General features: G+C 58.4%; 22 protein-coding genes and 1 tRNA gene. 12 read left to right on the forward strand and 11 right to left on the reverse strand.

The genetic code is table 11. The annotated features are described in order from the left end of the window. Window positions 1-62 precede the first annotated feature (62 nt). The 3 genes from KU306_RS03740 to KU306_RS03750 all read left to right on the forward strand — a co-directional run bounded on the left by KU306_RS03740 (window position 63) and on the right by KU306_RS03750 (window position 1,491). Window positions 63-135: transfer RNA gene (locus tag KU306_RS03740), tRNA-Arg, on the forward strand. 227 nt (window positions 136-362) lie between these two features. After that, window positions 363-980, forward strand: coding sequence for a DUF7437 domain-containing protein (locus KU306_RS03745; protein WP_258302914.1), 618 nt, complete (start codon window positions 363-365; stop codon window positions 978-980). Further along, the gene (locus KU306_RS03750; protein WP_007540860.1) at window positions 970-1,491 is read left to right on the forward strand and encodes a PIN domain-containing protein; all 522 of its coding nucleotides are present in this window, start codon (window positions 970-972) and stop codon (window positions 1,489-1,491) included. Before KU306_RS03745 ends, KU306_RS03750 begins: the two co-directional genes overlap by 11 nt. Before the next feature lie 239 nt (window positions 1,492-1,730). Here the strand turns inward: KU306_RS03750 and KU306_RS03755 are convergent, their stop codons facing one another. Then, complete coding sequence (locus KU306_RS03755; protein WP_258302915.1) at window positions 1,731-2,876, reverse strand: Fic family protein; 1,146 nt, start codon at window positions 2,874-2,876, stop codon at window positions 1,731-1,733. 538 nt (window positions 2,877-3,414) lie between these two features. Here KU306_RS03755 and KU306_RS03760 point away from each other — a divergent pair. From KU306_RS03760 to KU306_RS19115, 3 genes are all read left to right on the forward strand, one after another. Then, window positions 3,415-3,786, forward strand: a complete 372-nt coding sequence (locus tag KU306_RS03760) for a hypothetical protein (protein WP_007540856.1) — start codon at window positions 3,415-3,417, stop codon at window positions 3,784-3,786. After that, window positions 3,787-4,116: a hypothetical protein gene (locus KU306_RS03765; RefSeq protein WP_007540854.1), complete on the forward strand. Its 330-nt coding sequence runs from the start codon at window positions 3,787-3,789 to the stop codon at window positions 4,114-4,116. A gap of 234 nt (window positions 4,117-4,350) precedes the next feature. Beyond that, entirely contained in the window at window positions 4,351-4,491 is a 141-nt protein-coding gene (locus tag KU306_RS19115; RefSeq protein WP_484494625.1) for a hypothetical protein, read from the forward strand. 62 nt (window positions 4,492-4,553) lie between these two features. On the opposite strand, the gene KU306_RS03770 is transcribed toward KU306_RS19115, so the two are convergent. Together KU306_RS03770 and KU306_RS03775 are read right to left on the reverse strand one after the other, a co-directional pair. Next, the gene (locus tag KU306_RS03770; protein ID WP_258302916.1) at window positions 4,554-5,831 is read right to left on the reverse strand and encodes a hypothetical protein; all 1,278 of its coding nucleotides are present in this window, start codon (window positions 5,829-5,831) and stop codon (window positions 4,554-4,556) included. A 104-nt stretch (window positions 5,832-5,935) separates the two neighbouring features. Next, complete coding sequence (locus KU306_RS03775) at window positions 5,936-7,201, reverse strand: RNA-guided endonuclease InsQ/TnpB family protein (protein ID WP_007540850.1); 1,266 nt, start codon at window positions 7,199-7,201, stop codon at window positions 5,936-5,938. 888 nt (window positions 7,202-8,089) lie between these two features. Between KU306_RS03775 and KU306_RS03780 the strand changes: the two genes are divergently transcribed. Next, complete coding sequence (locus tag KU306_RS03780) at window positions 8,090-8,878, forward strand: chitin deacetylase (protein WP_258302917.1); 789 nt, start codon at window positions 8,090-8,092, stop codon at window positions 8,876-8,878. A 106-nt stretch (window positions 8,879-8,984) separates the two neighbouring features. Next, window positions 8,985-9,647 carry a TVP38/TMEM64 family protein gene (locus tag KU306_RS03785; protein WP_241429817.1) on the forward strand — a complete coding sequence of 221 codons (663 nt, stop codon included), beginning with the start codon at window positions 8,985-8,987 and terminating at the stop codon, window positions 9,645-9,647. Between the two features lie 47 nt (window positions 9,648-9,694). On the opposite strand, the gene KU306_RS03790 is transcribed toward KU306_RS03785, so the two are convergent. Beyond that, window positions 9,695-11,503, reverse strand: a complete 1,809-nt coding sequence (locus KU306_RS03790; RefSeq protein ID WP_258303371.1) for an SLC13 family permease — start codon at window positions 11,501-11,503, stop codon at window positions 9,695-9,697. Between the two features lie 337 nt (window positions 11,504-11,840). Between KU306_RS03790 and KU306_RS03795 the strand changes: the two genes are divergently transcribed. Beyond that, a complete protein-coding gene (locus tag KU306_RS03795; RefSeq protein WP_007540843.1) occupies window positions 11,841-12,035 on the forward strand; it encodes a cold-shock protein in 195 nt (64 codons plus the stop codon). Window positions 12,036-12,220: 185 nt separating this feature from the next. On the opposite strand, the gene KU306_RS03800 is transcribed toward KU306_RS03795, so the two are convergent. From KU306_RS03800 to KU306_RS03815, 4 genes are all read right to left on the reverse strand, one after another. Continuing rightward, window positions 12,221-12,475 carry a hypothetical protein gene (locus KU306_RS03800; RefSeq protein ID WP_007540839.1) on the reverse strand — a complete coding sequence of 85 codons (255 nt, stop codon included), beginning with the start codon at window positions 12,473-12,475 and terminating at the stop codon, window positions 12,221-12,223. Between the two features lie 196 nt (window positions 12,476-12,671). Continuing rightward, window positions 12,672-14,816: a catalase/peroxidase HPI gene (gene katG, locus KU306_RS03805; protein WP_258302918.1), complete on the reverse strand. Its 2,145-nt coding sequence runs from the start codon at window positions 14,814-14,816 to the stop codon at window positions 12,672-12,674. Window positions 14,817-14,953: 137 nt separating this feature from the next. Beyond that, window positions 14,954-17,146 (reverse strand): glycoside hydrolase family 3 N-terminal domain-containing protein, encoded by a 2,193-nt coding sequence (locus KU306_RS03810; protein WP_258302919.1) that lies wholly within the window; start codon window positions 17,144-17,146, stop codon window positions 14,954-14,956. 957 nt (window positions 17,147-18,103) lie between these two features. Next, window positions 18,104-18,874, reverse strand: a complete 771-nt coding sequence (locus KU306_RS03815; protein ID WP_258302920.1) for an IclR family transcriptional regulator — start codon at window positions 18,872-18,874, stop codon at window positions 18,104-18,106. Window positions 18,875-19,110: 236 nt separating this feature from the next. Here KU306_RS03815 and KU306_RS03820 point away from each other — a divergent pair, with 236 nt between their 5' ends. Continuing rightward, window positions 19,111-19,866 (forward strand): ABC transporter ATP-binding protein, encoded by a 756-nt coding sequence (locus KU306_RS03820; RefSeq protein WP_258302921.1) that lies wholly within the window; start codon window positions 19,111-19,113, stop codon window positions 19,864-19,866. A gap of 146 nt (window positions 19,867-20,012) precedes the next feature. On the opposite strand, the gene KU306_RS03825 is transcribed toward KU306_RS03820, so the two are convergent. Beyond that, window positions 20,013-20,594 (reverse strand): VOC family protein, encoded by a 582-nt coding sequence (locus KU306_RS03825; protein ID WP_258302922.1) that lies wholly within the window; start codon window positions 20,592-20,594, stop codon window positions 20,013-20,015. A 309-nt stretch (window positions 20,595-20,903) separates the two neighbouring features. Between KU306_RS03825 and KU306_RS03830 the strand changes: the two genes are divergently transcribed. Further along, a complete protein-coding gene (locus KU306_RS03830) occupies window positions 20,904-21,923 on the forward strand; it encodes a 2,5-dihydroxypyridine 5,6-dioxygenase NicX family protein (protein ID WP_258302923.1) in 1,020 nt (339 codons plus the stop codon). A 396-nt stretch (window positions 21,924-22,319) separates the two neighbouring features. Here the strand turns inward: KU306_RS03830 and KU306_RS03835 are convergent, their stop codons facing one another. Continuing rightward, window positions 22,320-23,147 carry an ABC transporter permease gene (locus tag KU306_RS03835; RefSeq protein ID WP_258302924.1) on the reverse strand — a complete coding sequence of 276 codons (828 nt, stop codon included), beginning with the start codon at window positions 23,145-23,147 and terminating at the stop codon, window positions 22,320-22,322. Continuing rightward, complete coding sequence (locus KU306_RS03840) at window positions 23,144-23,956, reverse strand: ABC transporter permease (protein ID WP_258302925.1); 813 nt, start codon at window positions 23,954-23,956, stop codon at window positions 23,144-23,146. The genes KU306_RS03835 and KU306_RS03840 overlap by 4 nt, the downstream gene beginning before the upstream one ends. 188 nt (window positions 23,957-24,144) lie before the next feature. Between KU306_RS03840 and KU306_RS03845 the strand changes: the two genes are divergently transcribed. Further along, entirely contained in the window at window positions 24,145-25,806 is a 1,662-nt protein-coding gene (locus KU306_RS03845; protein ID WP_258302926.1) for a thiamine pyrophosphate-binding protein, read from the forward strand. Window positions 25,807-25,838: the final 32 nt, after the last annotated feature.

The following is a 25,838-nucleotide window of genomic DNA, read 5'->3' on the forward strand; positions in this document are numbered from 1 at the left end:
TCGACCGGCGGCGCGGGTTCCACAACCGTTTTACGTTGGTATCGTGTACCACTCTTCACTGAGGGCCCGTAGCTCAGTGGACAGAGTGCTTGGTTCCGGACCAAGATGTCGCGGGTTCAAATCCCGTCGGGTCCGTTCGCTTCGCTCACTTCCCCGACGTACTCACACTCGCTTCCGCTCGCGTGAGTCCCGTCGGGTCCGTACAGTTCTGGAACGCTTTAGAACCAAACAGCGAGCGCTCTACCCGTCGAATCGTATATTCTCCCACCGACAGGTTTTGTCACGTAGCGTGACGGACTCGCACTCCAGAGAACGAGCACCACCAACACAAATCTAAAATACATAGATTTCGTACTTTACGTATGCCCACTCTCTCTGACCGTAGAGACACCCCACCAATCGACGACGACGCGCCACCACAGTCGTTCGACGATTTCGATGGGTTGCTGGCAGCCACGACGTTGCTGCAGAACCCACGCCTCGCCCGCGAGTACGTCTACCTCTGTTACTACGGGCCAGCAACCATCCAGGACCTCATCGACGAACTGGGGCTCGCTCGTGCAACGGCCTACGACGACGTCGAACGACTCGAACGACTCGGCGTCGTCGACCGCGACGAGAGCACGCGCCCCCACCAACTCACCGCGGAACCGTTCGCATTCGTCGACGGCCGCGAAGTCGCGATTACCCCGACGCTACTCCACGCAGTCGCACTCACGGAATTCGACGACGATGCCGAATACTTCCACAATCGGTACGGCGTCGGACGACTCGTAAGAGCGGTCCGAGCAGCAGCAGAGTACTACGCTGGAAAACTCACCCAACGAATGGCGGCCAAAGAGATGGACGTCCAGCCAGTCGAAGGGATGGCCATCATCTATGCAGTTCGGCCCGTCTTGGAGGCTGGCCGAGAGTACGACCCGTACTTCGAACAACTCATCTCGCCTGACCCTGACGAACTGGAGTTTGATGGAGAGTAGTGACCTCCACCCGGACGACTTCGTCCTCGCCGACACGAACCTCTTCGTCGCCGTGGGTGGCCCGGAGAATCCGAAGTTCCAGAAACTACAGAAGTTCGCTGCACGGCATCAGCTAACCTTGCAAGTTCCCCAACGTGTTGTCGAGGAACTGAGCACGATGCACATCGCGGACCGAGTAGAAACAGCCATGCAAGAAGGGTGGGCGACCAAGATTAATCCACCATCACCGACCGATTCCGATGCAGTCGCAGCGATGGATTACGTCCGAAGAGAGATTGCCCGGAAGTCTGGCAAGAACGAACACGAAGTAGAGAAAGCTGATACTGTATTCGCCGGATTAGCAATCGAGTTTCTCCGAAGTGGCCATTCACGGGTCGTCGTTCTCACCGACGACAAGGTTGCAGCAGCAGCGATAGAAGGGGCAGTAGCACAACAGGGATACGACGAATCGATTCTCGTGCTTCGTCGAAGCGACATCATGGACGACGGTGGCGACGTCCGAGTTATTTGAGGGCGAGGCGAACCAAATCGCGAGACTGCGCACTGATTAAACCAATTCTGTCACAACCGATGACGCATTCCCGTCGGGTCCGTTCGCTTCGCTCACTCCCCCGACGACTTCCCACTCACTGCCGTTCGTGGGAATCCCGTCGGGTCCGTCCCTCTTCTAATCGCATGGCTGCGGTGACTTTGACTACCAGTATGACGAACTCACGTAGATTTCGTTCAACGAATTGAGAGTCGCGTCGTTTACTCGAACACGTCGAACACTTCGACCGCCTTGTACTCTTGACCCCACTCGGCCCCAGTCACTTCTTCGATGAGGCCAGCATCTTCGAGGTTCTCGATGACGTTGTACGCCGTCCCGCGGGATACGTCTAGCTCCCGGACGATGTCGTTCGCCGTGAAGTACGGAACTTCGAGTAACTTGCGGGCGAACCTGTCCGTCGACGTGTTCCCACCGAATTCCGTCTCGTACTTCGTCTGCAGTTCTTTGAGCGCCCACGTACGGTCGTACGACTCTTCGGCCTGCGACCGAAGTGCTTCGAGGAAGAAATTAATCCACTCGACCCACTCGCCCTGCTCGCTCACGGCGCGCATCTTCTCGACGTACTCGACCTTGTTCCGGTTGAAGTAAGCACTCGGGTAGATGTACGGACTCTCGATGTAGCCTTGATCGACCAGATAGAGGATGATGACGAGCCGGCCGAGGCGACCGTTTCCATCTGAAAACGGGTGAACCGTCTCGAAGAAGTAGTGGACAATAGCGGCGTCGACGAGTGGATGATAGTCGCTGTCCATCCCAACGTACTCGACGAGCGACGACATGAGACGGTCGAGCGACGACGACGATGGAGGAACGAACGGATCTTTAGCTGGATTCGGGCTATCGAGCCGAACCATGTGGTCGCGGAACTCTCCGACGACATCGCCCTCGTTACGCACACCGTCGAGGAGCATCTCGTGGAGACGCTTAATCAATTCAAGCGTGATTTCTTCACCACGTTCGATGTGCTCGATACCGTACAGGAGCGCGTCTTCGTAGTTCAGCGCTTCACGCAAGTCCTTGCTTTGCGGTTCGGCATCGGTGCTGTCTTCGTGTTTCGTGTGGAACGCAGCGACGTCTTGATAATCGACCTCAGCACCCTCGATTCGAGCCGACTCGACCGCTTCGATTCGGATGAGCGTCGTGTAGAGGACGGCCGCGAAATCGACTGTTGAACTGATGCCATCGACGCGACCAATCTGATACGCTGCGTCGGCGACGAGGTCGTGTATCTCGTCGGGAATCTCGATTTTCGGCTCTGGAGGAAGCGAGTTTGGTGAGTAATACGGACGTGGATGGTAGTCGACGTACTTTCCGGGTGCCTCCTTTGGGAGCTTCTTCGTCCGCATTTTTTCGTTATACAGGGCGAGAGCATGTATAACTATTCATATACTGATTGAACAAGATTGAGAACACACCGCAGCACGTACAGAGTGACCCAGAAAATTTCGAATGGCGGTTGTCAAGACCGGCGTTTGTAAATCGTCTATTTAACCAGATGAACAAGTGTTGCTGTGCGAGTCTTCATTGTCTACCACTAGCGATGAGATTTGACAACGAGTCGTTCTATCCGAGAGGTCGAATACCGACGTTCAGATTTCGAACGAACTGAATCCAAAATACGGTCTACTGACCATGTTGAAAATGAACGGTACAGCCCCTCAAAACCACTGAAATATAGACTCCATCTGTCTCTCGCACGAAAGCCCGTCGGGTCCGTATACTTCTGTAACGCTTCAGAACCAAAGAGCGAGCACTCTAGCCGTCGAATACGCATATGTTCTCACCGACAAGTTTCGTCACGTAGCGCGACGAACTCTCCCAGCGAGGTTCCAGCACACAAAGTACGGCAGTACACTCATTACATCAGCACACTAATTCCGAAATATGCCCGTGAGCATCGACGACTTCGAATCTGGTGACCTCCCACGAGGGCCAAGCGTCCCGGAACAGGTGGTCGCGTATCTCTACACCCACAGCGACCAAGCGTTCACGCGCTCCGAGATTGCGACAGCAATCAGTGAAGACCCGAACACAGTGGGCACTTCACTCTCGCGACTGAAAGCACGCAACCTCGTCCGTCACAAGGGTGAGTTCTGGGCAATCACGGACGACGATGAACGCGTCGCCGCCGCCTACGACCTACACACCACGACCGACAGGCTGAACGACGAAGACGGCGGCATCGACGCCGACGAGTGGGACTCGGTAGCCCCGGAGACACAGCATCCGAGCGAGCGAGACGAGGACGAACAATAGATGCAGCCAGAGCGCGGTGATGTCGCCCGGAGTTCTGACCCGTTCAAACTCGGCGACGACAGGCAACGACCGTGGCTCATCGTCAACAACGACTCTCACCCGTTCGGTGACCAGCAGTACATCGCGGTTGCAATCTCGACGAAAGAGTACGACGATTCACTCCCGCTCACCGATGACCTGTGGGAAGTCGGTGGTGTTCCTCGCGACTCGTTCGTCTCTCCGTGGGCAGTTCACTCACCTCGCAAAGAGGACTTCGTCGCGTGGCAGGGACGTCTCGAAGAGGCGTTTGTAGACCGAGTCGTTGAGCACGTCGAAGAGTATCTGGAGTAGTCAGAACTGAGAGTACCTAATCGCCAGACAACGCCTCGATTAAAACAGATTCGTCACGCGCGACGACGCATTCCCGTCGGGTCCGTTCGCTTCGCTCACTCCCCCGACGTACTCACACTCGCTTCCGCTCGCGTGAGTCCCGTCGGGTCGGTCGTTTTTGATGACGCTTTGGATTCAACAGACGCGGGTGGGATGAGTGGTGAGTAGTACCTGAATCGAGACGTTGTAGACGAGATGCAAGCTGCCTTCGACTATCGGCCCGATGAGATCGAGGACGGCCTGGAGACGAACGAGGCGGATATCCTCCAGCTCCGAAAGTCGTGTAACTACTCGCGGGCGCAGAGACGCCGCTGGAACAGGGGTTCTACACGTTAGTCATCAAGGCAACATGAGACAGATACGATGACGAGAAGGTCCCAAACACCCCGCCTCGCCCGTCACTTCAGATTGAGTGTCTGTTCCGATGCCAGCGGGCGTGGAACGCGGAGCCGCACGTACGTCGTCGCGCCCGAAGGCGTCGTCATCTCGATGATGACGGTCGAACCCTGGGAGACGTCGCCCGGGTCGATGACGATATCGAAGAAGTCGTCTTCGTTCAACACCGGATGCGTGCTGTCGTCGTCGTGTACCGCGTCGGCCGTGAACTCCTGTGTTTCGACCGTCGTCGACCCGTAGACGAGCGTGGCCGCGGTATCGGGTGTCAGCAACGAAATCGTCGTCTCGGAGAGGTCGATACCGCTGGCTTTCGGTCCGGGGCGGACGGTGAGCGTGATTTCCGACAGCACGTAGCTGTCTCCGGGGTTCAAAAACCCTCGCGTGAAGACGTATCGACCGGCTGGTTTGTAGAACGAGTTGTCACCGTCGTCCTCTGTCCTGACTAACTTCCCGTCGTCATCGAGGACGATGTCCCCGTCAGTGGAATTCAGGTACCCTTCCGCGTCGACGGTGAGCGTCGTCCCGTTCGCCTCGTGTGTGATACTGAACGACTGTGCGTCGGCGTCGGGAGAGAATGTCAACACGTCACCCGCAGAGACGACAAGAACGTCGCCGTCGCCGTTAGTGAGGTCACCAGATGCCGAGTCGACAGTCACTGATTCGCCGTCGGTGATGACAGCGATGTTTTCAGGTTCCAGAGTGTACTCCCCCAGTCTGACGTACGACCGAGTTCGTGGCGCAAATTCGACGCTGTATGAGCTCTTGGTTGTGTCTTCGATGTCAAATACGACCTCAGTCGTCTGCCCGTAGTGAGGGTCATCGTACGTGTACTCGAGATACACGAAGTCTTCATCACTCTCTACGTCCTCAGCTTCCAACTGAAGGTTGTCCGCTGGGTCGAACGAAATCGACGCTCCCGAGTCGACGTTCGTGATTCGGACAGTCGAGCTATCGACCTTCTCGACGCGAAGTGACTCACCGCCGTTGAGCTGAAGCGTCCCAGTACCGGAGCTCGTCAAATTGGCCCGTCCATCACCATACCGGAGCGAAATTGTGAGTACTGCACCAGAATCGACGATAGTCTGGTTGCCTCCAATGCCCTCGATCTCGATTCCGTCGGTCTCCTCTTTCTGGCTCGTGACCGTGCCGAGAACGTCGATGACGTCAAGTCGGTTCTTCACCTGACTAGTGTTTTCTTGTCCCGCCTGTTCTGCCGTCGCGTGAAGGACATTGCCCGTATCGATGAGCGTCCCGCTTGCGATTACCGCGACCAGTAACATCGCGTTGACATCCTCCCCGCCCTAAAGGGCGTCACCAGAACGCGGAGCGTTCTGGTTGCCCGCCAGACGGAGTCTGGCGACGAGGATTCCCGAGCGTTGGGATATTAGGGTTTGCAACTCACCTGTTCTCTTGGGTGGAACGACCCAGAGGTTTGGTTGAACAGGTAGGCTACTGGCCGTGCCAAACGACCGTTACTCATATCCCCAGTTGGGGGATTCTGAGTTATCTTTCTGCGAATGTTCACCGCGCCATTCATGTCCGCGTTCATCGTCGTCCCGCACGACTCACAGACGTACAGACCACGTTCCACCCGATTCGCGTCACGCTTCCGACCACAGCACGAACACGTCTTGCTCGTGTCTCGCTCACTCTTTCGGTCAACGAGGATGCCGTGTTCCTCGGCCTTGTATTCAAGCAGGCGCGTGAAGCGGTCGAACTCCCAACCGTGGAGCTTCTTGTTCCCGCGCTTCCCCCAGTTCCGAGCCTTGCCGTCCTCCTCGCGAATCTCGCTCAAGTCACCGATGGCGATACGACCGACCTCGTGGTCGATGCACTGCTCGACGATGTGCTTGGCGAGGGCGTGCAGGAAGTGATTTTTCCGCCGAGACAACTTCTGACGGGCACGAAGGGCACGCTTCGATGCCCCGTTCTCACCTTCTGTGCCGTATTCGTTACGGGTGAAGTAATGCTTGTCTTGCTTCAGCACGTTCCCCGGATACAGTTCCGCATCACCATCGTCGTAGGCGATAGCGAGGTAGTTCTTGATACCGAGGTCGATGCCCGCCGTATTGTCTCCGGGGGCGTCCTCGACCGGGATTTCAACCTTGCAGACAAGGTGAAGTTCCCAACGGTTGCCGTTCCAGACGGCTCGAACCTGTTGGATGTTCTCCACGGTCACGTCCGGTCGCGTCTCGTACTCTGTGAGAATGAAGTCTGAGCGGTGGTTCTTCAGGTTGAAGCCTTTGCTCAGACGGATTTGGTTGTGCTTGGAGTCGTGCTTGATTCCTTTCTGCTTCCACGTCACGGTGGAGCGTGGGTGTTCGTCGCCGTGTTTTCGGTAGCCGGGTGGGTTGGCGTTCTCGTCTCCGCGTTGGCGTGCTTTGTACCAACTGGTGAACGACTCAGCAAGTTCTTCGAGAACTCGCTGACTTGACTGAGAATGTAGGTCACTATATCGTTCGTGTTCCTTGAGTTCGGATTTAAGTTCGCCGTCGTCGGGGATTTCCCCGTCGTCGTTCCATCGGCCTTGCGTGTAGTATCGGGCGACGTTCCACAGTTTGGATGCTGAGTGCCCGCAGTCATCGAGGTCGTCACTCACCTGCTGGTGGTTGACGATTTTCGCTCGATATGTGCGAGTTGTTTCCAGCATCGGGCTGTGTTCATAACCAGTTATGGAAGATTGTATATTAAAAGCAACGACTGGACGTGGAATATCCAGTACTTCCATCGGGCGTGGTTAGTGGAGGAGTTGTCGGCTGTATCCCCGCCCTGAAGGGCGGGGTTTTAGCCTTGAATCTTCCATAAAGACGATGAGTGTTCCCATTCCGGCCTGTCCCCGGTCGATACCACGTCCCCCCGTGCCGTTCATGCGTCACCAATCATAGTAGTAGATGAGTTTCAGTTATACTGGTGGGTGTCTGTCGCTCACGTGCCGCATATATGAACACTCCGGGTGAATATCGGAATTGAGAGTTCTCGTGTCACTGGGGTGTACTCTGTGGAGAGATACCGACAGCAGGTGTCGGCCACAGCTCGATTCAGACTACGCGAATTCGGCTTGTTCGACAGGTTTTCCAATGTATCTCGAAGTATGGTTGCTCGCATCCACCCACCGCATAGACCGCGTTCTGGTATCCAACACGCGTTGTCGACGCCGGCGACTCGCCGCCTGCGACCATCCGAGCCGACGCGTCCGAGTCGAGATGCGCGTGAGACATATCGGGTGGCACAGAACAAAATCACGCCGTCGAGAATACACCACACGAAATCAATTCAAAAGCTGATTTTCGACGTATAATATAAATTTTGTATCATTATTTCAGATTAGGTATGATGGATGTTAACAAATATACTAATTATAAATAATGTCGAATTCACACCTATCGAATCGGCTACGAAACCACACAGACTCCCCGGAAAATGATGAGTTCACGCAATCCACAAATCGCCTTCGAGGAACACAGGTACTGGGTCTGGGCCCACACTACCGTGGCATCACACACACCGTCGGCCATGCTGATTGAGGGAGTGTTCGGTGATGGGTGACGCTCGGCCAGTCGCCGTACTCGTCGTATTGGCCACGTTACTCGTTCCCGTCGGAATCGTAGTCGCAGACGAAGCATCTATCAAATCGGTTAGCGTGATCGACGCGGTCGACAACGACGGCGATGGAGCTGTGTCGTCGTTTAATATCGAAATCGTCGCAGACACGAAGTGCTTTGGCTGTAACGATGAGTCTGACGACGACCCGGATATCGAACCCCGGTTTACCGTCACGCTCGTCGGTGAGGACGGTAACGACGTCGAGTTGGATACGACCGAAACGCTCCCTAACCAAGACCCGTACACGTACGTTTACCAGATACCCGATAGTTCTGTGCAGAGCTTCGATGCGCAGTCACTCGAGGTTCGCGTCGTCTTTACCGACCACGACCCATGGGCGAGTGACAGAATAGACGAACAGACCATCCAAGTGAGCTACGAGCCTCCGGCTATGGACCAAGCGACATCCACAGCCACGCCCACGCCCACGCCCACGCCCACAGCAACGCCTACACCTACAGAGACGCCGACTCCCACGGCTACACCCACAGCAACACCGACCCCTACAGCAACGCCGACTCCCACAGCAACACCCACCCCCACAGCCGAGAGCGATAGCGACAACGACGGCGTTGTCGATAGCCGCGACTACGCGCCGAACGACCCAGAGGTCCAGGAGAAAGCGGACGTCAGTAGTACGCCAGTTCCTGGATTCGGTCCCATCGTCGCCCTCGCTGCACTCGGTGTCTTCGGGTCACTGTTACTCATCAAGCGATGGAGGTGATATGAGACACCCAGCCGGCGGCGCGTACAGTATCGCAGGCGTCGCTTTTGCGATGTGAAACCCCGAGTCGACAGACAACCGTAATATGCCACTTCTCAACCCCGATGTGAGTAAGTCACGCGTCGCAGTCCACCTCCTGATAGTCGTGGCGGTCGGAGGAGGCGTGCTCTACACCATCCACGACCAGATCGGACTATTCACGAGCGTCTCCCGACTGAAAGCGTTCATCCTCTCGTTTGGCGTGTTTGCCCCAGTAGTGTTCATCGCGCTGCAGGCGCTACAGGTGGTCGTCGCACCGATTCCGGGGCAAGTCATGGGCTTCGCCAGTGGCTACATCTTCGGCGGCTATTGGGGGACCCTCTACAGTATCATCGGAATCACACTCGGGAGCTTTGTCGCCTTCGTCATCGCGCGACGAGTCGGTCGTGCCTACGTCGAACGAGTCGTCGACCCGGATATCGTCGAGCGATTCGATTCGATGATAGACGAGCGCGGCGTGATGGCAGTGTTTGTTCTCTTTCTCATTCCGGGACTTCCAGACGACGCTATCTGTTTTATCGCTGGGCTCTCGCTTATCCGGATTCGCACACTCGTCGTACTCGCATTCGTCGGTCGGCTCCCCGCGTTCTTGATTGTAAACGTCGCTGGAGGGGAGTTAGCCGAGTCGAGAATCGAGTCAATGGTCGGACTGTTAGTGCTTCTCGTCGCGCTCTCGGTGCTCGGCTACCGATACCAAGAGCAGATTCTCTCACTCGGCCGAAGTCGGTGAGCGTGTTTCGGGCCTTCGGGCACGCTCACCTCACGCACCTTGCGAACTCACGGGTGCACCCCCCAGAAGAACGCGATTCCGAGGACGGTGACGACCGAGAGCAGCATCTGTAGTGGCGCGCCGACGCGGATGAAGTCGGAGAACTTGTAGCCACCGGGACCGTACACGAAGAGATTCGTCTGGTAGCCGACCGGCGTCATGAACGCCGTCGAGGCGGCGAACGTCACGGCGAGGACGAACGCGAACGCGTTCGCACCAATCGATTGGGCGGCACTGGCAGCGACGGGTATCATCAACACGACGCTCGCGTTGTTGCTGATGACGCTCGTCAACAGTCCGGTCGCGATGTAGAACACCCAGAGGACACCAAGCGCCGGTAAGAACGTCGCCGTCGAGGCGACAGCATCCCCGAGGAGTGCTGCCGCGCCCGTCTGCTGAAGTGCGGAGCCGAGCGGGATGACACCCGCGAGGAGGAAGATGACGTTCCACTCGACCGACGAATAGAGTTCCGTCGGCTTGAGGACGCCAGAGAAGACCATCGCGACGACGCCGGCGAGCGCCGAGACGACGATTGGCAAGATGTTCAACGCGGGCAGCGCGACGACCCCGGCGATGATGGCGGCCGCAAACGGAATCTTCTCGCTCCGATAGGACACCTCGTCGAACTCGTGGGCGACGATGAAGTCCTCGTTTTCGACGAGTCGGGTGAGGCTATCAGGTGGAGCCTGCACTAAGAGGGTGTCACCGACGCGAATACGGATATCCTCGAATCGGTCGCGGACGACGTCACCCCGGGTTCGAAAGGCGAGGACGTTCGCATCGTAGCGTTGCCGGAACGTCGAACTCGCGAGCGTCTCGCCGACGAGAAACGACCCCGACGGAATGACGACTTCGACGAGGACCGGTTCTTCCTCCCCGGGATGGAGGTCGCCTTCAGACTGCGGGCCGCCAGTGAGCCTGAGCCCCTCGGCGTCCATGATTTGTTCGAGCGTCTCTCGATTCGTTCTGAGTCGGAGTGTGTCGCTCTCGCGAATCTCTTTCCGGGCGAGTGGGCCCGAGAAACGCTCGCCGTATCGGATGAGTTGTAACACGTCGATGTCGAGTTCGTCGTCTCCCAGCGCCTCTTCGACCGTCTGTCCGATTAGCGGCGAGTTCGCGGGAACGACGACGTCTGCGAGATACTCCTGGATGGCGTACTCTTCGACGAGGTCTTCGTCGGCAGGGATTCGTTCGGGTAGCAGTCGAACGCCGACTGTCATCAGATAGATGGCACCCACCGCGAAGACGAGCACGCCCAGTTTGGTGAACTCGAACATCCCGAACGCGTGCAAGCCGAGTTCGGGAGACTCCGCACCGATTTGCGCCGCGATATCACTCGCGAGGATGTTCGTCGACGTGCCGATGAGCGTGAGCGTCCCCCCGAGCATCGACGCGAACGACAGTGGCATCAAAAGCTTCGACGGCGAGGTCTTGCCGTTGTGTGCGAGGTCGTTGATAACCGGAACGAGAATCGCGACGACCGGCGTGTTGTTGACGACACCCGAGACGGGGCCGGTGATACCGACCGTCGCAGCGAGTTGCTTGCGTCGGTCGGCCCCAGCGAACGCCGCCATCTTGCGACCGATGAGTTGGACGATACCGGTTCGGTTGACGCCAGTACTCAGGATGAGCATGGCGAGAACGGTAATCGTCGCCGGGTTAGCGAATCCCGAGATTCCCTCCCGTGGAGTGATTTGTGTCCACGGTTCGAGAACCATCAAGAGCACCATCAGCAAGATAGCGGTGACGTCGATTGGGAACCACTCGGTCGCAAAGAGTACGAGTGCGAGGAGGATGAGCGCGAAGACGACGAGCATCCCGACAGTCAGAGGAGTAGAGACCAAGAACTGACCCACCAGAGATGGTAAAGAAAAGGGCATACTGACTGGTGATGCTTGCAACCCAAAAGGGCTGGTATCCACGCCGACCACGTGGACCGAACGTCACGAACGACGAACGTCGCCAGTGCGAACTACCGATTCGTCGGAAGCACCGGTTCGTTCTGCTGAATCAGATGCACCTGCCACCTAGAATCGCCGAAGTAGACAAGTATCCAGATTTTAATCTCTTTTGTTCGTTTTCGTTTTTCTAATTCGGATTTTGGAAAACAAATGCGGAAGTATTAACCGTGTGTTCTGTTTGTGTACATCTGTAATGGCAAACGGTAAAGTTGATTTCTTCAACGACACTGGCGGCTACGGTTTCATCTCGACGGACGATTCGGACGACGACGTGTTCTTCCACATGGAAGACGTTGGCGGCGACGATCTTACGGAAGGGACGGAAATCGAATTCGATATCGAACAGGCCCCTAAGGGTCCCCGCGCGAAGAACGTCCTTCGGACGTAAGCTCGTTTCACGTCGTCGCCTGACCGGCGACACTGTGTAACGACGTTTTCTCTTTGGACTCACACCTTCGAGAGCGACGGCTATTTTCAGAACACGCGGCTTCTGCGGATGAGTACTACAGAATAGGGAAGCGACCAACAGTACATCCGGCACTACGAGAAAACACCGGTGGGACGACGACGGCTTCAGTCGCGGGATTCCGACGAATCGAACTCCTCGTCGAAACTGTGGTAGGTGATAGTCAACCGACCCGGAGACTGAGACTGCACCGCATCTCGGAGTTCCTGGAACGAATCGAGGAGTTCAGTTGCGTCTTCCGTCCCCTCTCGGACGGTGCGCGATTCCTCCCGAATCGTGTCGTAGGCGTGTGCCAAGATACGCCGAGTCGCAGTCGCGTCTGCCGGGGATTCGATTTCGAAAGCAGCCTCGTGGTTCGACATACTTGTCATTGGGTCCACACTGGGTTAACACCCCGTATCAGCCAGCATCCGGACACGAGTGCGCAGAGTCGACGCCGAGGGGATGAAAATAGCGGAGACGACAGAAACAGCGAAAATAGCGAAAATAGCGAAAACGCCGCCGACAGCGCCGAAGGCGTCGAACGAGGCGTCGAATCGAGGTCGAAGCGGTCGACGCTTATTCGAGGTCGAAGCGGTCGAGGCTCATGACCTTGTGCCACGCATCGACGAAGTCGTGGACGAACTGCTCTTCTGCGTCGTCAGCGCCGTAGACCTCGGCGATGGCACGAAGTCGGGCGTTCGAGCCGAAGACGAGGTCGACGCGGGAGGCCTCGTACTCGACCTCGCCGGTCTCGCGGTCGCGCAGCTCGAAGACCTCTCTGTCCTCCGAGACCGGTTCCCACTCGTAGCTCATGTCGAGCAGGACGTCGAAGAAGTCGTTGGTCAGCGTCTCTGGCTGGTCGGTGAAGACACCGAGGTCGGAGTCCTGGTAGTTGGCCTTCAGCGCGCGCATGCCGCCGACCAAGACGGTCATCTCGTCGGCCGACAGCGTCAGCAGGTCGGCCTTGTCGACGAGCAATTCTTCCGCCGAGCGGTCCTGCTCGTCACCGTCGGTGAGGTAGTTGCGGAACCCGTCGGCGTCCGGTTCGAGCCACTCGAAGGACTCGACGTCGGTCTGCGCCTGCGTCGCATCGGTTCGGCCGGGTTCGAACGGAACTTCGACGTCGTAGCCAGCATCTCTGGCCGCCTGTTCGACGGCGGCACACCCACCGAGGACGATGAGGTCGGCGAGCGAGACCCGCACGTCGTCGGACCGACTGCCGTTGAACTCTTCCTGAATGCCTTCGAGCGTCGAAAGCACCGTCTCCAGTTGCTCCGGCTCGTTTACGTCCCAACTGCGCTGCGGTTCGAGACGGATGCGAGCGCCGTTTGCACCACCGCGCTTGTCGCTGTCGCGGTACGTCGACGCCGACGCCCACGCGGTCTTGACGAGTTCGGAGACCGAGAGGTCCGAAGCCAGAATCTCTTCTTTGAGTTCGGCGATTTCTTCGTCGCCAATCAGGTCGTAGTCAGCATCGGGGAGCGGGTCTTGCCAAATCAGTTCCTCGTCAGGAACCTCTGGACCGTGGAAGCGCTCCGGCGGGCCCATGTCGCGGTGGGTCAGCTTGTACCACGCCTTCGCGAAGGCTTCCTGGAACTCGTCGGGGTTCTCGTGGAAGCGCTTGGCAATCTCCCGGTAGTCCGGGTCCTCCTTGAGCGCGAGGTCCGTCGTCAGCATCATCGGCGTCTGCTTCTTCGACGGGTCGTGCGCGTCCGGCGCGCTGTCCTGTGCCTCTTCGTCAATCGGCGTCCACTGCCACGCACCGGCGGGGCTCTTGGTGAGTTCGTACTCGTACTCGAACAGGTTGTCGAGGAAGCCGCTGTCCCACACGGTCGGCGCGTCGGTCCACGGACCTTCGAGACCACTCGTAATCGTGTCGGGGCCTTTGCCGGAGCCGTAGTCGCTCTCCCAGCCGAGACCCTGCTGTTCGATGGGTGCCGATTCCGGCTCCTCGCCGAGGTGGTCGTCGGGCGCAGCGCCGTGGACCTTCCCGAAGGTGTGGCCACCGGCGATGAGCGCGACCGTCTCCTCGTCGTTCATCGCCATGCGCTTGAACGACTGCCGGATGTATTCTGCCGCCTTCTCCGGGTCAGGGTCGCCGCCGGGACCCTCCGGGTTCACGTAGATGAGACCCATGTGGTCCGCAGCGAGGTCGCCTTCGAGGTTGCCCTCTTCGTCGTGGCGCTCGTCACCGAGCCACTCTTCTTCGGGACCCCAGTCGACGCCCTTGTCGGGTTCGAAGGCGTCTTCGCGTCCGCCGGCGAAACCGTACGTCTCGAATCCCATCGACTCCAGAGAGACGTTTCCGGCCAGAACCAGCAGGTCAGCCCACGAGAGTTTGCGGCCGTACTTCTGCTTGACCGGCCAGAGCACGCGACGTGCCTTGTCGAGGTTGACGTTGTCCGGCCAACTGTTGAGGGGCGCGAATCGCTGTCGCCCACCGGATGCACCGCCGCGACCGTCGCTGGTACGGTAGGTCCCGGCGCTGTGCCACGCCATCCGAATCATGAGCGGTCCGTAGTGACCGTAGTCCGCTGGCCACCAATCCTGGGACGTCGTCAGCACCGCTTCGATGTCCGACTTCACTTCTTCGAGGTCGAGTTTCTCGAACTCATCGGCGTAGTCGAAGTCGTCGCCCAGCGGACTGCCGTCGCGGGCGTTCTGGTCGAGAATCTCCAAGTTCAACTGATTCGGCCACCAGTCTTGGTTAGACCCATTCATAGGCGAACGATTGTTGCTTTTGGGTGATAAGATTGTCTAATTCAGAACGAAGTCTTCGCAACAGCCGAAGTAATCTTTTTTATTTGTGAATATTTGTCAGCGGTGAGTTCGAGCCCTGTATTCGGAACACACGCCGTTCAGCCATGGATTGCTTCGACAGACGCAGTCCGTGACTCGCATCTGAGCGTGAGTGTCCCCGGCTCGAATCGGCTTACACCGTCGGGGTGGACGACGTCGAAGGCGTCGACGGGAACGTCGAAAGATACTGTGACGGATTCGCCGGGAGAGAGCGAAACGCGCTGGAAGTCGACGAGTTCCTCGACGGGAGTCACGACAGACGCGTGCTCACGGCCGCCGAAGAGTTGCACGACCTCGTCGCCCGCTCGGTCGCCAGTGTTCTCCAGTCGCACGGACACCTCGAACGAGTCGCCGTTCGAGACTGATTCGGAACTCACAGACAGGTCGTGGTACTCGAATGTCGTGTACGAGAGTCCGTGACCGAACGCCCACAGCGGGTCGTACGAGGAGATGTGTTCGTCGGCACCGATTGGGTGTGGGTGTGGGAGGTAATTGTGCCGGACCGGAAGGTGCCCCGCCGAGCGCGGCACCGATATCGGAAGCGTTCCACTCGGATTGTGGTGGCCGAAGAGCGTCTCGGCAACTGCCAGACCACCATCCGCGCCGGGGTAGTACGCCTGCAAGATTGCATCGACGTTCTCGGCCGCCCACGGGAGTGCGAGCGGTCGGCCAGCGACGACGACGAGTGCGGTGGGCGTTCCGGTCTCGACGACAGCTTCGAGGAGTTCCCGCTGCGCGTCCGGGAGCGTCAGTTCGGCGCGGTTCGGGAATCGGTCTGCCGGGCCGTCTACGTTCTGAAGCCCGAACTCGTGGATGTACCAGTTCTCTCCGAGGACGACCACCGCGGCGTCGGCGTCTTCGGCCGCCGCGACTGCCGAATCGAGGTCGTCCGAGTCGGCGACCCCGGCACCACGTTCGTAGGTGACTGTCGTCTCCGAACCGACGAGCGTCTCGATACCCTCCCGAACGGTCGTCCCGTCGAGTTCGTCCGATTCGGTGAGACTCCATCCGCCAACCTGATGTGTCAGCTCGTCGGCGTTCGGCCCGGTGACGAGAATCTCGTCTCCGTCCGGGTCGAAGGGCAGACACCCGCCGTCGTTCCGCAGGAGCGTCATCGACTTCCGGGCGGCTTCGAGGGCGACTTCACGGTGGTCGTCGCGTCCGACTGTCTCGGCAGCCTCGTCGAAATCGACGAAGGGGTCGTCGAACAGGCCGAGTTCGGCCTTGCGTTCGAGCACCCGCCGGACAGACGTGTCGAGTTCGGACTCGTTGATATCACCGGCTTCGACCAACGAGACGACGTGGTCGACGTGGTCGACTTCGCCTAACGAGTGAACGTCGACACCGGCGGTAAACGACCGACGAATCGACTCGCGCTGCGACTCGGTCACCCGGTGGTCCCGATGAAGCATGTCGACGCCGTTCCAGTCCGAGGCGACGTAGCCGTCGAATCCGAGTTGGTCGCGCAGCACCTCCGAGAGCCAGTAGTGCGACCCGTGTGACGGCTCACCGTTGATGGAGTTGTAGCTGGGCATGATACCCTCGACGCCGGCTTCGATGACCTGCTCGAACGGCGGGAGGAAGTCCCGATAGAGCGACGAGAGTGACCTATCGACCGGAGCGCCGTCTTCACCGCGCTCGGGTTCGCCGTAAGCGGGGAAGTGCTTCGCCATGGCTGCGACGTCGACTGGCGCACCACGCATCCCCCGCGCCTTCGCAGCAGCGAGTTCGCCACAGAGAACCGGCGATTCGCCGAAGGTCTCGAACGTTCGCCCCCACCGCGGGTCGCGAGCGACATCGCAGGTCGGGCCGTACGTGAGGCTCGCTCCGGTGGCAGCGACTTCGGTCGCAGTAATTTCGCCAATCTGTTCGACGAGATCGCGGTCGCGGGCCGCCGCGACACCGAGGTTGTGCGGGAAGACGGTCGTCTCTTCGACGTAGGCGTTGCCGTGAATCGCGTCGATGGGGATGAGAATCGGAATCCCGAGTCGCGTCTCCTCGCGAGCGACGCGCTGGAGTTCGTTCGCGATTTCGACGACCGTAGACAGGTCACGATGCGGAGACCCCCCGTAGCCGAACGGCGTCACGAAACCGAGTCCGTGTTCGCGAACCATCTCTGTCGCGTCCGCGATGGTTTGCGTCTCCTCCATCGTTCCGACGTAGGTGCCGGCCAGTTGGGCGGCTTTCTCTCGAAGCGTCATCTCGTCGAGGAGCGTCTCGACCCGGTCGTCCGGCTCGTCTGGGTGCGCCATTCGTCGTGTGTTGTTGTCACCCGTGCGTTGTCAGCGTACCGGCGAAATGCTCACGAGAGAACTATCGAGAGCACCTACGAGACTGACTGAGAACACATCGACGAGACTTGGACGAGGCACCAGCGGAGGGTTAGCATCGTACGCCGACCGACGAAGACCGAGAACTCGGCGAATAGCTGGGGTGGGAGTACCTGTCAGTAGCAGGGGGGGGTCGCCGAGGCTGCTGGGTGGACACTCGCCGAGGACGAAGGACGCTGGCGCGGCAGTGAGGAGCAATTGCAGTTAGACGACAATGTGAACCCGCCAATACTAATATAATATTAGTATAATATTGAAGTTTTCAAATTACATTTTTCATTGGTCAATGTTATCGACACACTATTGTATGAATTTTACAATACCCGTAGAGAAATACACTGCGCACTAGAAAAATATATGATATTGCATAATATATGCAAATGGATTCTCATATGCCTTACAATAAACTTTCCAGATATATTTCAGTGGTTGGAAATGGAAATACTACATTATATATCTAGAACAAAAATCACTATTTAGCTATCAAGTCCCAATAGTAATTCTTATTTTGCACATTACTATTTTAAATTGTACAAAATGAATTTATTATATCAATAGTGGAAATTTTATTATCTTCTAATCCAGAATCAGAATCACCAGTTGTCTAACAGCAGATTGGAAGCGTTCGTGTGCCATTACAAACGTACTTTTGTAATGTTCTACTGTCGCCAGCGACGAGTGACATCGACAGGCGATGTTTTCCGATAACGAACACTCTGAGCCCCACAATCGACTGCCATTTGATTACATTTGACACATATTGGAGCGTGATTTGTATCTATTGCAGACACGACGTTTAGAATCATTATATTTACCACTCCGAAGGTTCGGTCGGAGTTCCGGATACGTTCGGTATCGATAAACAGTGGCCGGCCGCGACTACACCGGCGAATGCTTGAGTGTAAGTTCGATTTCGTTCGCTTTCTCCAAGAGCACTTGTGCAATCTCCTCGGCCCGCTGTTCGTGGTTAATTCGGTTGGCGGGGCCGGCGACGCTCATCGCACCGATGGGCTGTCCGTCGTCGAGTCGAACGGGGACGCCGATAGCGTACAGACCCCTCAGGTGTTCGTCTCGGTCGATGGCGTACCGACGCTCACGAATCGCTTCGAGTTCGGCTTGGAGGCTTTCGACCGAGGTAATGGTGTGTTCGGTTTTTCCAGGGAGGCCGTGCTGGTCGATAACCTCCGAGACCTGATTCTCGGGTAGATACGCGAGGAGAGCCTTTCCGGCGGTCACGTGGTTGAGATACACGCGGTTCCCGATTCGGGTGCTCGTCTCGACTGCGTGGTCACCCGACTCCCGGACTACGAACACGCCGAGTCCGTGTTCCTCGACGAGATACTGGCACAGTTCACCCGTCTCGTCGGCTGCCTCCCGAACCTTCTGTCGGATTAACTGGTATCCGGGCTGTCGCTGACGGGCGTACTCTCCGTGGTCGAGCAGGCCGAGGCCGACGTAGTAGACGTCGTCCTCTTGAACGACGTACCCGTACTCTTCGAGTGATTTCAGGTGGTTGTACGCAGTGCTCTTGGAAACGTCGAGTTCCCTGGCTAGCTCGGAGACACCAGCCCCATCGAGTAGTTGGAGCGTTCGAAGTAACTCCGCCATCCGCGCGATGGACTTGACCGGGACATCCGCATGCGTGCTCATAGTTAACATTCAAATTCGTGCTACTTCACCGTTTCGCATTGCCGAACGAGCAACGTGAGACAATGACATGCACCCTAGGCAGCCATACTGAGTCGATTCAGCCGGCGGTGGGTCGTCGGAGTCGCCAACGCAGAGTTTCGTTATGGAGAACAGTGAACCACCGGACTCGGCGTGCGAAAACTGCCGAATCCTCCATGAGGATTAAATACTAGTATCACCTCATCCGCAGCAGAGGCATGATAGATATTGACTCGGTTCGAAAGGTGTACAACGAAGACGTCGTTGCAGTCGGCGACGTGTCGCTCACGATAGAAGAAGGAGACTTCGTGAGCGTTCTCGGCCCGTCTGGCTGTGGGAAAAGTACACTGCTGTTCATGCTCGGTGGGTTCATCGAGCCCACATCCGGGACGATTACGGTAAACGGGACGCAGGTAACGTCTCCAGACCCCTCTCGTGGGATGGTGTTCCAAGAGAGCGTACTGTTCCCGTGGATGACCATCAAAGAGAACATCACGTGGGGCATGAAGGTACTCGGCGTCGGAGAAGAAGAGCGCGAACGAGAGGCAGAAGAGTACATCGAGATGATTGGGCTGTCGGGGTTCGAAGACGCCTATCCAAACTCCCTGTCCGGCGGCATGAAACAGCGGGCTGCGATGGCGCGCGTCCTCGCTGTCAACCCCTCTGTCCTCCTGATGGACGAGCCGTTCGGAGCCCTCGACGCGCAGACGAGAGAGATGATGCAGCACGAACTGCTCGATATCTGGAGTCAGACCGGACAAACATGCATGTTCGTCACCCACAGTATCGACGAGGCGCTGTACCTCTCAGACAAAATCGTCGTGCTGAGTTCCCGACCGAGCAGCGTGGAATCGATTATCGACGTGAGCGAGCACTTCGAGCGTCCGCGGGAAAGCGACATCCGAGAGACAGAGAAGTTCACCGAACTCCGGCAACAGCTCTGGGGAATGATTCAAGAAGAAGTGACAGTGTGAACAGCGGTGCGAATTCGGGAAACGTAACTACGTGAGCAGACGCTCGAATTCCGAAAGACCCCTACGTGAGGAGAGTCAGCAGCGGTCGAGTACTGCGAAGAAAAACGTCGATACCCGTCGATTTCGACGAGACGGCGGCTGTGCCGCTATTCCTCTTTCAGCTCTTCAGAGCCAGTCCACACGTTCCACGTGTGTTCGTTCTTCGGCCACCGGCGGGCGGGTTTGCCACCCTCCTCGGGTGCGTCCTCCATGTTCGCGGTCAGTTCGATTGGATAGCCGTCGGGGTCCGGGAAGTAGAGGAAGAAGTTGTCACCGGGACCGTGCCGGCCGGGGCCGCGATAAATCGGGTGGTCGATTTCACGAAGCCCTTCTTCGGCGGCCTTGAGCGCCTTGAAGTCGGGAACCTCGAACGCGATGTGGTAAATCGGCCCCGTCGTCGGCAGCATCGGTGGGCCGTCCTCGGGGAGTTCCTCCTCGAAGTCGTGCAGGTCTAACTCGAGTTCGCCGCGCTCTTCGAGCACGTCGAGTTCGGCGTCGGACATCTGCGTAATGTTCATTTCGTGGTGCTGTGCTTGCGCTGCGACGCTCGGCGTGCGAAGGAATGCAACGCTGTCTCCGATGCGGTCTGAAACCTCCATGTTGAGGACGTTTCGGTAGAATGCAACGGACTTCTCGATGTCGCGTACTTTGATGGCTATATGGTCTAAGCCCATGTTCTCGACAACCATACGAATCTGAGGATTACGCCCACTGGTAACTAGCTTACGGTTCTGGCAGAGACACACTAACATGGCAGTGTACGCCCGTGGCATGTACCTCCCAAGCCACCATGTGCTCGGCAAACCGAGAGGCACCGGTTAGATACCTGGTGCAAACCGGGACCTCACAGTCGGGTCAACCAGACGCAGTTCGCCCGAAACTCCACCGTCGAAATGTAAGTTAACTAGTAACATCCGCAACAGTTTTTATCGTTCTCTCAGTCTGTAACGGTGCGTATGGAGAAAGCAGGCTTACTAGTGCCTCTGTTCCGGAGGCAGATGGAGCATTGTCAGGTAAACGACTCCGAGACCGTCGCATTGGTCACAGACGTGAAGAGCCCCCGGGAGTACGTCGGGGCGGGATTCGCGGCCGCCCAAGACCTCGGCGCCGACGTGTTCGAGGTACAAGTTCCCGAGTACGGGCGCAACTCTGTTGGCCCAGAAATCTCGACCGGACAGGGCGGTACGCTCCGTCTGCCGGAAGGCCCCGTCGAGGCGTGCAAGAACGCAGATATGGTGTTCGACTTCACGCTCGAAGGGTTCATTCACGTACCGGAGCGGACGGAGATTCGCGATTCCGGAACCCGAATTCTCCGGGTCGGTGCTCGTGAACCGTTCTACCTCCGTCGTCTCATGCCGTGGACCGAAGAGGAGGCACAGGCGGTCAAAGAGAAAGTCCAAAAGCACAGCCAACTGCTCGCGGAGACCGACGAGATGCGTATCACGTCCGACCACGGTACGGACGTGACGATGCAGGTCGAGTCAGATACGGCGTTCGACTCCTACGGCTTCGTCGACACGCCGGGCAAGTGGGACGTCTGGGGACAGAACATGGTGTCGAACTACCCGACGAACGTCGAGGGAACCATCGTCATCGCGCCCGGCGACTACAACGTCGTTCCGTTCGCGGACTACGTGAACTCGGCTATCGAGTGTGTCGTCGAAGACAACTACATCGTCGAAATCAACGGCGAGGGTGGTGACGCTGAACTGATGCGTGGGCACATGGAGAGCTACGACGACCCTGACGTCTTTGCGACGAGTCACTTCGGCTGGGGACTGAACCCCAACGGGAAGTTCTACGACATGGCACTTCACGACCGGAAGCCCGACGAGACGGGTGTCAGTGCGAGCGAGGGGCGCGTCTGGTCTGGGAACATGCTCTGGAGCACGGGACCGAACACGCACATCGACCGGTACGCGCCGTGCCACTACGACATCGCACAGAAGGGATGTACCGTCTACCTCGACGGGACGCCCGTCGTCGAAGATGGCACCGTCGTCGAAGACATCGTCTAATCGTAACCGTCGAACCGCCAGCACAGAACCACCGACGCAGCAGTCATGGGTAGCAAACCATCGGTTCGTCTGAAGACGCGACACACTATTTTCACCGCCTGACGACGTTTTCAGTTTCTAACTCCGTGCTACGTGCAGTGTCGCCTCGACACGCACCGTTGCAGTGTCGCCTCGACACTGGATGGACGCGCACTTCGCGTGGTAACACTGGAGTGAACTCGACGAGGCCTTCTCGGAGGCGTGCGACAACGAGTCGGCGTCATACGGCCGTGACTGGGCCGGAAAGACACGAGGCGGAGGACACGTCTACTCAGAGAAATCGACAGCGCGCCCCGTCAGAGGCCTGAGTTGCGTCCGATGCGAAAAGACGGTGAACAGAAAATCCGAGCAGCGTGGTTACATGTCGATACTGACGTCGCCCGCCCAGAAGAGCAGGCGTTCGCGGAGGCGCGCCAGAACCTGGTCGAAGACGATGCCGAGAATCGAGATGAGCACGACGCCCGCGAACACAGTCTCGTACTCGAACGACCCCTGTGCTCTGATGATGAGGTAGCCGATTCCCTGGCTGGATGCGACGAGTTCCGTCACCACAGTCACGATGAGCGCGATCGGCATCGCCATCCGAATCCCCGAGAAGATGTATGGCAGGCTCGCGGGAAGGACGATGTCGCGGAAAATCTGGGTGCGAGAGGCACCGAAGTTCTCGCCGGACCAGATGTGGAGTTTGCTCACGCTCTGAACCCCGTAGTACGAGCCGAGCAGGATGGGGATGAGCGACTCGATGAAGATGATGACCAACTTCGGCGCGTGGCCGAGGCCGAGGATGGCGAGGAGCAAGGGGTAAAACGCGATGCGCGGAATCGGGTAGAGCGTACTGATGAGGGGGTCGAGGACGAACTCCACGCGGTCGTCAGAGCCCATCCACAGCCCGATCGGAATCCCGACGGCGATGGCGGCGGTGAAGCCGACGAACACCCGAAAGAGAGTCGCAAAGATGTCCGAGTACGCGGTGCCCTCGGTGACGAGCATGGTGTACAGTTGGACCGCGACGACCTCGACGCGAGGGATGAGCGGCGGCCCGAACGACGACGTGACGAGGAGCGCACCGAGCTGCCAGAGGACGAGTAACCCGAGGATAGAGAGGTATCCAATCGGGAACGTCGCCTGTTCCGCCCAGTCGTTCAGGCGACTGAACCACGCCTCACCGCGAGATTGGACGCTCATCGCTCATCACCCTCCTGGTAGTAGAGGAGTCGGCGACGAATCAAAAGCAGCAGGCGGTCGTGGAAGACCCCGAACAGCGCAATCACGGAGATTGAGCTGAACATGAGTTCGTAGTTGTTGAACTGCCTAGCCTGTAGTGCAAGCTGTCCGAGACCGAGGTCGGACTGAATCAGTTCGGCCGAGAAGACGACGATAAACGCGAGCGCGAGCCCGACGCGCAGCCCCGAGAGAATCTGCGGGAGGCTGTCGGGGATGACGACCTCCGTGAGAATCTGGAACCGCGACGCGTCGAAGTTCTGCGCCGACCAGACGTGGAGCTCCGGGACGCCTCGAACCCCGTCGAACGTGTGAATGTACACGGGGTAGAACGCGGCGAGGAACACGACAATGGCCTTCGACATGAACCCGATACCGAACCAAATCACGAAGATGGGGAACAACGCAATCTTGGGAATCGGATAGGTCATCGAGACGAGCGGGTCGAACAGCCGCCCGAAGATGGTAATCCGACCGGTGAGGACACCGAGGACGATTCCGAGTGCAGCGCCCCCGAAGAACCCCACGTAGACGAGTTGAAGCGTTGCCCACGCATTCTTGACGAGTGTCCCCTCCGCAAACATCACAAACAGGTGGTTTACGATAGTCGTCGGCGCGGGAACATACACCGGCAACGCTCCGACGAATCCGAGTGCTTGCCAGAGGAACAAGAGAGCGAGGACCGGTGAGCTCCGAGTGAGCACCCCGATAGTCGCTTTGACACCCTCTGGAACGGACCCGAACTCGCTCCTGTTTGTCGATTCAGTTTTCATAGTCTCTCGCCCTCGACGATACCGCACTGTTCTGCTCGCTCGAACCCATGCATCATGCGTGCTATCAATAGTGACGACAAGCGCAAAAAGTGTATCTGTCGGTTCCGGCAGGAGCGGGGGGATTCCTATCAACTGATTCAAACGACTGGGAGCAAGTTTTATCGTGGCACCTGTTCGAATGGTGAACGATGACAAAGGGAGGAGACTCCGTAGCACGCGTGCTCGCGGAGAACGACGTTTCTGAGACGTACGTACTGCTCGGCAACCAGACGGTAGACATCGCCGATGGACTTTTCGAACGCGATATCGACGTGGTCACGGCACGCCACGAGTACAACGCGGCCGTCATGGCGGACACCTACGGGCGGTTAACCGGGAGCCCTGGTGTCGCAATCACCGTTGCCGGACCCGGTGCGACGAACGCACTGACAGGTGTCGCACAGGCGTACACCGCCGCGTCACCGATGGTTCTCGTGAGTGCGGTGTTGCCGGAAGACGCGCCAACCGAGTCGCTGCACGGCGTCGACGACCCCTACTTCGTCCAGAAGGCGTTCGAGCCGGCGACCAAGTGGAGCACGCAGGTCCACGACCCCGAGCGTGTGCCCGCGGCGCTCAACCGGGCGTTCGACGTGGCGACGACCGGTCGGCCCGGACCGGTGTTCGTTGGCATCGACGAAGAAATCCTCATGGAGACAGTTGACATCCCCGAATCGGCGTTCGAATGGACACACATCTCCGAAACGCCGCCGTCGGCCGAGGCAGTCGTCGACGCGCTCGAACCTATCGAACGCGCCGAAAAACGAGTTCTCTACCCCGGAAAAGGTGTTCTCCGGGCGTTTGCGACCGACGAGCTCGTCGCGGTCGCCGACGCGCTCGACTGTCCAGTCGTCTGTCCGCGACACTACCCCGACTCGTTCCCGAACAACCACGAGGCGTTCGCGGGCACGGTCGGAATGTCCGACCACCCGGCCGCGGTCACCGCCCTGTCGGAGGCTGAGGCGGTTCTCTCCGTCGGCGTCCGGCCGAGTTCCCACGAGGCCGCCGTGCTCGACGACCGCACACCCGACGACGTGGACATCGTCTACTTCGACTCCGGTTCGGTCGAGTTCCCGCAGTCGGACGCGGCAGCGTTCGTCAACGGCGACCTCTCGGCGGTGCTCGGCGCGGCGGCAGACGTGTTGTCCGAAACCGCAGGGGCGACCGACCCCGACTACCGAGCCACCGTCCGCGCCGAGGCCGAGCGCGTCACCGAGGAGGTGGACGCGTACCTCGAAGCCGTCCGTGACCAGACGCCAATCCACCCACTCGTCATCATGGCCGAACTTCGTGACGTGGCCGACGACGACGTGATTATCACGGGCGACGCGGGGGCGGCGGGCGGTGCGTGGCCGAACGACGCCTTCGAATACCGGGCGACGAACTCCTTCCAGCACTCTCGGCTGTACGATTCGATGGGGTTCCCCGTTCCGGCGGGGAACGCCGCAAAGCTCGTCGAGCCCGACCGACAGGTGGTCAATCTCATCGGTGACGGTGGGTTCCTGATGTGCAACATGGAGTTAGCGACGGCCGTCGCCACCGAGACCGACGCCGTCACGGTCGTCATGAACGACGCAAAGTACGGGATGATTTGGAACTACCAGCGCTCCGACGGACACGCCGAGATCGCGACCGACATCCCGACGACCGACATCGCGGCGATGGCGGAGTCGTTCGGAGTGCGGGGCGTCGCCGTCGAACACCCCGATGAGGTTCGTCCGGCGCTCGAATCGGCGCTCGAAGCAGACGAACACGTCGTCCTCGACGTGCGTACCGACCCGGCCGCGGAGTACGTCTCCCGGAAAATTTGGTAGGGAACACTGTGGGTTGCACAAGAATCATAGTG

Origin of the sequence: Haloferax larsenii (genome assembly GCF_024730625.1) — an archaeon.
Lineage (GTDB): Archaea > Halobacteriota > Halobacteria > Halobacteriales > Haloferacaceae > Haloferax > Haloferax larsenii.

What these genes read in the sequence shown, in the direction of transcription:
- KU306_RS03745 (WP_258302914.1), top strand. Translation starts at nt 363, where the DNA reads ATGCCCACTCTCTCTGACCGTAGAGACACCCCACCAATCGACGACGAC.
- KU306_RS03780 (WP_258302917.1), top strand. Translation starts at nt 8,090, where the DNA reads ATGGGTGACGCTCGGCCAGTCGCCGTACTCGTCGTATTGGCCACGTTA.
- KU306_RS03795 (WP_007540843.1), top strand. Translation starts at nt 11,841, where the DNA reads ATGGCAAACGGTAAAGTTGATTTCTTCAACGACACTGGCGGCTACGGT.
- KU306_RS03845 (WP_258302926.1), top strand. Translation starts at nt 24,145, where the DNA reads ATGACAAAGGGAGGAGACTCCGTAGCACGCGTGCTCGCGGAGAACGAC.
- KU306_RS03760 (WP_007540856.1), top strand. Translation starts at nt 3,415, where the DNA reads ATGCCCGTGAGCATCGACGACTTCGAATCTGGTGACCTCCCACGAGGG.
- KU306_RS03810 (WP_258302919.1), bottom strand. Translation starts at nt 17,146, where the DNA reads ATGGCGCACCCAGACGAGCCGGACGACCGGGTCGAGACGCTCCTCGAC.
- KU306_RS03830 (WP_258302923.1), top strand. Translation starts at nt 20,904, where the DNA reads ATGGAGCATTGTCAGGTAAACGACTCCGAGACCGTCGCATTGGTCACA.
- KU306_RS03840 (WP_258302925.1), bottom strand. Translation starts at nt 23,956, where the DNA reads ATGAAAACTGAATCGACAAACAGGAGCGAGTTCGGGTCCGTTCCAGAG.
- KU306_RS03770 (WP_258302916.1), bottom strand. Translation starts at nt 5,831, where the DNA reads ATGTTACTGGTCGCGGTAATCGCAAGCGGGACGCTCATCGATACGGGC.
- KU306_RS03755 (WP_258302915.1), bottom strand. Translation starts at nt 2,876, where the DNA reads ATGCGGACGAAGAAGCTCCCAAAGGAGGCACCCGGAAAGTACGTCGAC.
- KU306_RS03800 (WP_007540839.1), bottom strand. Translation starts at nt 12,475, where the DNA reads ATGTCGAACCACGAGGCTGCTTTCGAAATCGAATCCCCGGCAGACGCG.
- KU306_RS03775 (WP_007540850.1), bottom strand. Translation starts at nt 7,201, where the DNA reads ATGCTGGAAACAACTCGCACATATCGAGCGAAAATCGTCAACCACCAG.
- KU306_RS03815 (WP_258302920.1), bottom strand. Translation starts at nt 18,874, where the DNA reads ATGAGCACGCATGCGGATGTCCCGGTCAAGTCCATCGCGCGGATGGCG.
- KU306_RS03825 (WP_258302922.1), bottom strand. Translation starts at nt 20,594, where the DNA reads ATGGTTGTCGAGAACATGGGCTTAGACCATATAGCCATCAAAGTACGC.
- KU306_RS03820 (WP_258302921.1), top strand. Translation starts at nt 19,111, where the DNA reads ATGATAGATATTGACTCGGTTCGAAAGGTGTACAACGAAGACGTCGTT.
- KU306_RS03790 (WP_258303371.1), bottom strand. Translation starts at nt 11,503, where the DNA reads ATGCTCGTCGTCTTCGCGCTCATCCTCCTCGCACTCGTACTCTTTGCG.
- KU306_RS19115 (WP_484494625.1), top strand. Translation starts at nt 4,351, where the DNA reads ATGCAAGCTGCCTTCGACTATCGGCCCGATGAGATCGAGGACGGCCTG.
- katG (WP_258302918.1), bottom strand. Translation starts at nt 14,816, where the DNA reads ATGAATGGGTCTAACCAAGACTGGTGGCCGAATCAGTTGAACTTGGAG.
- KU306_RS03765 (WP_007540854.1), top strand. Translation starts at nt 3,787, where the DNA reads ATGCAGCCAGAGCGCGGTGATGTCGCCCGGAGTTCTGACCCGTTCAAA.
- KU306_RS03750 (WP_007540860.1), top strand. Translation starts at nt 970, where the DNA reads ATGGAGAGTAGTGACCTCCACCCGGACGACTTCGTCCTCGCCGACACG.
- KU306_RS03835 (WP_258302924.1), bottom strand. Translation starts at nt 23,147, where the DNA reads ATGAGCGTCCAATCTCGCGGTGAGGCGTGGTTCAGTCGCCTGAACGAC.